We start from the raw sequence: 7,193 nt of genomic DNA, 5'->3' as shown, positions 1-7,193 counted from the left end.
ACCGTCTCGACGGTCAGCTCATGGTCGTCCTCGACGTCGATCGCGTCCTCGAGCTTGCGCCCGAGATGATGGCGGCCTGATACGGCGGCATCGCCGCCGACGATCAATTGGAAGTGTCCCTCACAGGGGACAGGAAGCAGAGGCTCACATGCGAACTTGTCTTGTCGTTGATGATTCCAGCGTCATCCGCAAGGTTGCGCGCCGGATCCTGGAAGGCCTCGACTTCCAGATTCTCGAAGCCGAGGACGGTGAGAAGGCCCTGGAGGCCTGCAAGCGCGGACTGCCCGACGCTGTGCTGCTCGACTGGAACATGCCGGTCATGGACGGCTACGAGTTCCTCGGTCATCTGCGCCGCATGCCGGGTGGCGACCAGCCCAAGGTGGTGTTCTGCACCACCGAGAACGACGTCGCGCACATCGCGCGCGCGCTGCACGCCGGCGCCAACGAATACATCATGAAGCCCTTCGACAAGGACATCGTGACCGCGAAGTTCCAGGAAGTCGGCTTGATCTGACAAACACCGGAGGCTGGACGGCTCCTTCAGCGTTTGTTGTCAACTAAACCGTTTCAGTCTGAGTTGGTGAGTAATGAGTGTGGCGTTCGCAGGAAATTCGATCATGAGCCCGTCGCGTGAGGCCGGGCCGCTACGGGTGATGATCGTCGACGACTCCGTCGTCATACGCGGTCTGATCTCGCGCTGGATCGGAGCCGAGCACGACATGGAGGTCGCGGCGTCGCTGCGCACCGGGCTCGAGGCGGTTAACCAGCTCGAGCGCATCAACCCCGACGTCGCCGTGCTCGATATCGAAATGCCCGAGCTCGACGGCATCTCGGCGCTGCCGAAACTGCTGGCGAAGAAGCGCGATCTCGTCATCATCATGGCTTCGACGCTGACCCGCCGCAATGCGGAGATCAGCTTCAAAGCGCTGTCGCTCGGCGCGGCCGACTATATTCCCAAACCGGAATCGACGCGCGAGACATCGGCCGCCGATATCTTCCATCACGATCTGATCCAGAAGATCCGCCATCTCGGCGCGCGGCTGCGCCGGAAGCCGGCCGTAGCGAGCCCGCCGCTCGCGCCCGCGAGCCCTGCTGTGCCGGCCGCACGGACACCGGTTGTTGCGCGGCCTGCCGCGCCCGCACCGGCTCCGGCCGCGGCCGCCCCTTCGGGTTCGCTCTCCACACGTCCGTTCTCGACCCAGGCGCCGAAGGTGCTGCTGATCGGCTCATCGACCGGCGGCCCGCAGGCGCTGATGGCGCTCGTCACCGAGCTCGGCCCGGTGATTGATCGCTTCCCGGTGCTGATCACCCAGCACATGCCGCCGACCTTCACCACCATTCTCGCCGAACACCTGGCGCGTTCGAGCCGCAAGCCGGCGGCCGAGGCGGTCGATGGCGAGCCGGTGAAGCCGGGCCGCATCTATCTCGCGCCCGGCGGCAAGCACATGCGCGTCGTGCGCAGCGGCGCGGATGCAGCGATCGCGCTCGACGACGGTCCCGCCGTCAATTTCTGCAAGCCCGCGGTCGATCCGCTCTTCACCTCCGCCATCGATGTCTGGCACGGCAACATTCTCTCCGTAATCCTGACCGGCATGGGCTCGGACGGCATGCGCGGCGGCAAGGACATCGTCGCGGCCGGCGGCAGCGTGATCGCGCAGGATGAAGCGTCCAGCGTCGTCTGGGGCATGCCCGGTGCGGCCGCCCACGCCGGCATCTGCGCGGCGATCCTGCCGCTCAACCAGATCGGCGCCAAGGTCAACCGCCTGTTCGCGGGAGACCGCACGTGACGCCGGCGGACTACGACTATCTGCGCAAATTCCTGAAAGAACGCTCCGGTCTCGATCTCTCGCCCGACAAGCAATATCTGGTCGAGAGCCGCTTGCTGCCGCTGGCCCGCAAGGCCTGCCTTGCCGGCATTCCCGATCTCGTTCTCAAGATCAGGAACGGCGACGGCCGCCTTGCCACCGATGTGGTCGAGGCCATGACCACCAACGAGACGTTCTTCTTCCGCGACAAGATTCCGTTCGATCATCTGCGCGACAGCATCGTGCCCGGCCTGATCCAGGCCCGCGCCGCGCGCAAGTCGCTGCGCATCTGGTCAGCGGCCTCATCGACGGGGCAGGAGCCGTATTCGATCGCGATGTGCCTGAAGGAGATGGGCGCGGCACTCGCAGGCTGGCGCATCGAGATTGTCGCGACCGACCTCTCGCAGGAAGTGCTTGAGAAGTGCAAGGCCGGCGTCTACAGCCAGTTCGAGGTGCAGCGCGGCCTGCCGATCCAGCTGCTGATGAAATACTTCACGCAAGCGAGCGACGTCTGGCAGCTCAATGCCGATGTCCGTGCCATGGTGCAATTTCGCCAGCTCAATCTGTTGCAGGATTTCTCCCATCTCGGCACGTTCGACGTGATCTTCTGTCGCAACGTGCTGATCTATTTCGATCAGGACACCAAGGCCATGATTTTCGAGCGCATGGCGAAGGGTCTGGAAGCCGACGGCACGCTGCTGCTGGGTGCCGCCGAATCCGTCGTCGGCATCACCGATGCATTCCGTCCCGTGTCCGATCGTCGTGGGCTCTACCAGCTCAATCCGGCGCGGTCTGGTCGCCCGATGGGCGGCTTGATGCCGCAGCCGCTGAAGATCGCCGCGGCGCGGTGAACTCTCCTCGTCATTCCGGGGCCGCGCGTAAGCGCGGAGCCCGGCATCCATGACCACAAGCCATCGTACCGGGCACGCGGTTGGACGTGGGGCCGTTCGATCCGCCTGTGGTCATGGATTCGGGTGTCTCACAAAATCGCATGCGGCAGAAACCGCGAGCTGTTGCCCGTGATCGGGCTCTCGTCCTCGCGGATCGAAAGTCCGCACGGCTCGTGGTTCACCAGCCAGCTCCCGATCACCGGATAGACGCCGGAAAAATTCGGCAGCGGCGACAGCGCCTGCCGGATAAAGCCTTCGGCGCCGTAGGGACCTTCGTGCTCGTCGAGTGACATTCCGGCATACACCAGCGTGACATTGGCGCCTTCGCGCGACAGCAGCGGCTTGCTGACATAGGAGCTGCCGAGCCCGGCGGCGCGCGGATCGTCCTCGAAATAGGCCGGCAGCAGATTGGGATGGTTTGGAAACATCTCCCAGAGCAGGGGCAGAATGCCCTTGTTGGAAAGCACCGCCTTCCATGGCGGTTCGATCCAGCGCGTCGGCGCGCCCTTGAGCTTCGCCCCGAAGGCGTCGTGGAACATCCACTCCCAGGGATAGAGCTTGAAGACCAGCTCCATGTCGCGGTCATCGAGATCGACGAAACCGCCTGCCTCGTCGCGCCAGCCGATATCTTCAATGTCGAGCAGCGTCGTGGAGAGGCCCGCCTGGCGCGCAGTGTCTTCGAGATAAGCGAGCGTGCCGGCGTCTTCCTCGTTGGCGGTGGTGCCGGTGAGGTGCAGATGCTTGTTCGAGGCAATGTCCTTCCACGCCGCGATCAGCCGCTCGTGGATCGAGTTGAACTGGTCGGCGCGCGCCGGGATGATACGCCGCTCGATCGCCTGCTCGAGCCAGGTCCATTGAAACACGGCGGCCTCGAAGATCGAGGTCGGCGTATCAGCATTGTATTCGAGCAGCTTTGCGGGACCGGCGCCGTCGAATTTCAGGTCGAGCCGGCCATAGAGGCTGCGGTCGTCGCGCTCCCAGCTCTCGGCGATGAGGCCCCAAAATGCTTCCGGAATCTTGAGCCGCCGCAAATGGCGCTCCTCGCCGATCACGCGGCCGGCAAGCTCGAGGCACATCGCATCGATCTCGCCGGTCGGTGTCTCGATGTCGCGCTCGATCTCGGAGAGCGTGAAGGCATAGTAGGCGCGCTCGTCCCAATAGCGCTCGCCGTTGATGGTGTGGAAGGCGAAACCGCATTGTTCGGCGGTCTGTTGCCAGTCGTCGCGCTCGGGACAAAGGATGCGTTGCATGTGTCAGCCGCCGCCGTGTCCGTGACCGCCGCCATGGCCTTGGCCGGGATGGCCGCCATGCATGCGATGCAGCGTGCCGCCGAAGCCGCCATAGCTCGGCCGGCAATAGGGCTTGCCGTCGATGCCGGGAACGGCTTCGAGGCCGGAGCCGCAGGGCCGCTCGCGGTTCACAAATCCCATCGAGACGGCACCGGCCGCCGCGCTTCCCATCAGCGTGAGCATGACCCTTCGCGAGCGCTTCATGTTGTGTCCTCCCGCGCGATTTAGAGCAGTGGTTACTTAAAGCAGGCTCGCGCGCGGCGTTGAATTCAAAACCGCGCGTGTCAGCTGCCGCCCGAGAAGGCATGCGCGAACGAGCCGAAGCCGCCGCGCGTGACGCCGCCGGAGCCTGCATCGGACGAGCCTCCCGAAGAAGAATGACTGGAGGAGTCGCTGCTGTAGAAGCCCGATCGCGACGACCAGTGCGAGCCGCTGCCCGAAGAACCGCTGCTGCAATTTGTGTTGGTCTGCGCTGTCGCCCCGGCGACCGCCGCCCCGGGAGGCGTGGGGTCGCAGTTGCCCCGCGGCACCAGCGTGAAGGCGGTGGTGCCGACCGCGATCGTCCCCATCACCAGCAGCGCGACATGACCCGAGCGCTTGACCGGCTCCCGCGGCGGTAGCGGCAAGTCCGCTGGCAGGCGCGGACGGCGCTTGCCGAACTCCTGGCTGGGAGGTTTGCTGGCCATGTCAGTTCGCCACCATGTCAGTAAATCATGCAGGCGGCGTTGAGCAGCCCCGCGGCGAGCGAGGACAACCCGAGCCAGATGGCAGGCGCCAGCTCGCCGGCGGCGATCCGCCCCGACAGGTTGGGTACCGGGATCTTGACGATGTAGAACACGGCGACCTGCACGATCAGTGCGATGAAAGCCCAGACCATGCAGTCCAGCACGTTGGCCGAATGGGCGATCGCGCTGAACAGCGGCGCCACGAAGCCGAGCAGGCTGAGCCCGAGCGCGATCGCCGCGGCAGGGTCGTTGTCCCGGATCAGCTGGAACTCGTTGTGCGGCGTGATCCGCGTGTAGACGAACAGATATGCCACTATCGCGATCAGCCCGGTGCAGAAATAGACCAGGAAGGCGGGCAGGCCGGCGAGCGATTGCAGGATCATGAGGAGAGGTCCGACGGTTGCGCCGCGAATTCTGGCACGATCGCTTGGTCGCGACACCGGGCGAGCAGGTTCGATCCCCAGAAAGAACCGGCACCGCTTGCGCCCGGGCACCGCACAAAAATTCGGGCCGCATGAGACATGCTTCACAAATGCGTCTCGAGGTTGTGTGTGATAGTCTGAGCCATTGTTTTGCCGCCGCCCGTCAATTTTGATCGGCCGCGCTCATTCGAGGGATGCTTCGTTCAGATCAAGAATTTTGTTGAGTGAGGCTCAAAATGCCCGTTGCCGAATACGAAGATTTCGAGCTCGAGATCGGCTCCGATCTGCCCGTGGGTGGCGGCCCTCAGCAATATTACGGCCGTGTCGTCAGGTCGCCGGCCGGCGAGGCGCCGAAGAGCCAGGTGAAGTTCTGGTTCTCCGCGCCCGGTGAACTGGCCAAGCTGCGCGGCGAACTTGAAAACGCCGTCCTCGAGATCGACGACAAGAAAAGCCAGGGCCCGACCACGCGCGGCGAGCAGGTGCTGCAGGATTTTGGCCGCGGCGTGTTTCGCAGCATCTTCATCGACGTGCCGTCGATCCAGCGGATCTATGAGCGCAGCAAGGGCGCGGCGCAGGATCTGAGGATCAAGCTGCGCATCGAGGCCGCCGACCTCGCCGGCCTGCCCTGGGAATATCTCTACGACGAAGACGACATGCCCCGCTTCGTCGGCCTGACGCGCCCCATCGTGCGCTATCTCGAGACCGCCGGCGGCGTCGGCCGAATGGGCGTCAAGGGACCGTTGCGCATTCTCGGCATGATCGCCGATCCCTCGACCAGCGAATGGCCGAAGCTCAACGTCGTCAAGGAGCGCGACCGCATCAACAAGGGCATCGATGCGCTCCAGCACGCAGGCAAGGTGGATTTCCAGTGGGTCCCCGGCGGGACCGGCAAAGACCTGATGAAGAAGCTGCTGGAAGGCGAGTGGCATATCTTCCACTTCATCGGACATGGCGGGGTCGAGGAAGCCTTGCCCGGCGCGGGGGCATCCGGCTTCGTGGTCATGGTCGACGAGGACGGCAAGCCGGTGAAGAAATTCGCCTCCGACCTGGCGATGATGCTGACGGGAGCGCGGCGCAGCCTGCGCCTGATCGTGCTCAATTGCTGCGAGAGCGCCAGGATCAATGTCGGCGACCGCTTCGGCAATCCGGCGATCGGCTTGATGAAGACCGGATGGCTGCCCGCCGTGGTGGCGATGCAGTTTCCGATCACCGACAATGCCGCGATCTCGATGTCGGAGGGGTTTTACGCCGCGCTTGCGCGCAACCGGCCGATCGACGATGCGGTGACGCTCGCGCGCAAATTCATCCAGGAGAAGTCTCGCGTCGAGTGGGGCATTCCGGTCCTCTACATGCGCTCGCCCGACGGCCGCATCTTCGACGTCGAAGCACCGCAGCCGCAGGCGGCCCCGCCAGAGGCGGCGCGGCCCTCGAAGGAGATGCTGCAGCAGCGCCGCGATGAGTTCATGGAGGCGCTGCTGATTGCCCCGACGACGATCGAGGCGCTGGAGGACCTGACCCGGCGCGGACAGGAGCTTCACGGTCTCCTGGCCGACGATGCCGAGCTCTCGGCCCAGCTCGCAAAGGTCTATTTCGACCTCGGCACGCTCCAGCACAAGCAGAAGCAGATATCGAAGGCCGCGGCGAGCTTCGCCTACATGCTCAAGCTCGACCCTGCGAAGCCGGAATATTTCGTGCGAAGAGCCAATTTCAACGTGACGGTCGGTCTCTACGAGAATGCACTGAGCGACATCACCGAAGCGATCAAGCTGAAGCCGAAGAACCCGGAGTTCTACTGGATCAAAGGCGTCGTCAGCATGACCGCCGCCGGCACCGACGACAAGCGCGGCTATGTCGAGGAGGCGATCAAGGCGTTCGGCACGGCGATCGCGGGCAATGAGAGCGAGCCGAAATATCTGGTGTCGCGCGCCAATGCCTATGCCCTGATCAAGGACGTGGTGAAGGCCCAGAACGATATGGACAGCGCGATTGCGCTGGCCCCCGACAACATCGATCTCCTGGTTCAGAAGGCCAAGATGGTCGCCCAGGCTGCCTGATTTCACGC

8 protein-coding genes and 1 pseudogene are annotated in these 7,193 nt (G+C 64.3%); 5 read left to right on the top strand and 4 right to left on the bottom strand.

Annotated features, from left to right (window positions below; genetic code table 11):
- The 4 genes and pseudogenes from HYH07_RS36260 to HYH07_RS06800 all read left to right on the top strand — a co-directional run.
- Positions 1-80: pseudogene (locus tag HYH07_RS36260) on the top strand (chemotaxis protein CheW); the annotation flags it as partial.
- Positions 81-148: 68 nt separating this feature from the next.
- Positions 149-514, top strand: coding sequence for a PleD family two-component system response regulator (locus tag HYH07_RS06810; protein ID WP_007600538.1), 366 nt, complete (start codon positions 149-151; stop codon positions 512-514).
- A 73-nt stretch (positions 515-587) separates the two neighbouring features.
- Positions 588-1,787: a chemotaxis response regulator protein-glutamate methylesterase gene (locus HYH07_RS06805; RefSeq protein ID WP_220001752.1), complete on the top strand. Its 1,200-nt coding sequence runs from the start codon at positions 588-590 to the stop codon at positions 1,785-1,787.
- Complete coding sequence (locus HYH07_RS06800) at positions 1,784-2,656, top strand: protein-glutamate O-methyltransferase CheR (RefSeq protein ID WP_220001751.1); 873 nt, start codon at positions 1,784-1,786, stop codon at positions 2,654-2,656. The genes HYH07_RS06805 and HYH07_RS06800 overlap by 4 nt, the downstream gene beginning before the upstream one ends.
- Positions 2,657-2,784: 128 nt before the next feature.
- Here the strand turns inward: HYH07_RS06800 and HYH07_RS06795 are convergent, their stop codons facing one another.
- The 4 genes from HYH07_RS06795 to HYH07_RS06780 all read right to left on the bottom strand — a co-directional run bounded on the left by HYH07_RS06795 (position 2,785) and on the right by HYH07_RS06780 (position 5,092).
- Complete coding sequence (locus HYH07_RS06795; RefSeq protein ID WP_220001750.1) at positions 2,785-3,945, bottom strand: glutathionylspermidine synthase family protein; 1,161 nt, start codon at positions 3,943-3,945, stop codon at positions 2,785-2,787.
- Between the two features lie 3 nt (positions 3,946-3,948).
- Complete coding sequence (locus HYH07_RS06790; protein ID WP_220001749.1) at positions 3,949-4,188, bottom strand: hypothetical protein; 240 nt, start codon at positions 4,186-4,188, stop codon at positions 3,949-3,951.
- An 80-nt stretch (positions 4,189-4,268) separates the two neighbouring features.
- Positions 4,269-4,670 carry a hypothetical protein gene (locus HYH07_RS06785; protein ID WP_220001748.1) on the bottom strand — a complete coding sequence of 134 codons (402 nt, stop codon included), beginning with the start codon at positions 4,668-4,670 and terminating at the stop codon, positions 4,269-4,271.
- A 17-nt stretch (positions 4,671-4,687) separates the two neighbouring features.
- The gene (locus HYH07_RS06780) at positions 4,688-5,092 is read right to left on the bottom strand and encodes a DUF350 domain-containing protein (RefSeq protein ID WP_220001747.1); all 405 of its coding nucleotides are present in this window, start codon (positions 5,090-5,092) and stop codon (positions 4,688-4,690) included.
- A gap of 275 nt (positions 5,093-5,367) precedes the next feature.
- On the opposite strand from HYH07_RS06780, the gene HYH07_RS06775 reads away from it, so the two are divergent.
- On the top strand, positions 5,368-7,185 hold the full coding sequence (locus HYH07_RS06775; RefSeq protein ID WP_220001746.1) for a CHAT domain-containing protein: 1,818 nt from the start codon (positions 5,368-5,370) through the stop codon (positions 7,183-7,185).
- Positions 7,186-7,193 lie beyond the last annotated feature (8 nt).

Origin of the sequence: Bradyrhizobium sp. BR 10261 (genome assembly GCF_019455395.1) — a bacterium.
GTDB classification, from domain to species: Bacteria; Pseudomonadota; Alphaproteobacteria; order Rhizobiales; family Xanthobacteraceae; genus Bradyrhizobium; species Bradyrhizobium manausense.
The sequence above is the reverse complement of the archived record's forward strand: the minus strand, read 5'-3'. Positions and strand labels throughout refer to the sequence as shown.

Coding starts and splice junctions, on each gene's coding strand:
- HYH07_RS06795 (WP_220001750.1), bottom strand. CDS start 3,945: ATGCAACGCATCCTTTGTCCCGAGCGCGACGACTGGCAACAGACCGCC.
- HYH07_RS06790 (WP_220001749.1), bottom strand. CDS start 4,188: ATGAAGCGCTCGCGAAGGGTCATGCTCACGCTGATGGGAAGCGCGGCG.
- HYH07_RS06775 (WP_220001746.1), top strand. CDS start 5,368: ATGCCCGTTGCCGAATACGAAGATTTCGAGCTCGAGATCGGCTCCGAT.
- HYH07_RS06785 (WP_220001748.1), bottom strand. CDS start 4,670: ATGGCCAGCAAACCTCCCAGCCAGGAGTTCGGCAAGCGCCGTCCGCGC.
- HYH07_RS06805 (WP_220001752.1), top strand. CDS start 588: ATGAGTGTGGCGTTCGCAGGAAATTCGATCATGAGCCCGTCGCGTGAG.
- HYH07_RS06780 (WP_220001747.1), bottom strand. CDS start 5,092: ATGATCCTGCAATCGCTCGCCGGCCTGCCCGCCTTCCTGGTCTATTTC.
- HYH07_RS06810 (WP_007600538.1), top strand. CDS start 149: ATGCGAACTTGTCTTGTCGTTGATGATTCCAGCGTCATCCGCAAGGTT.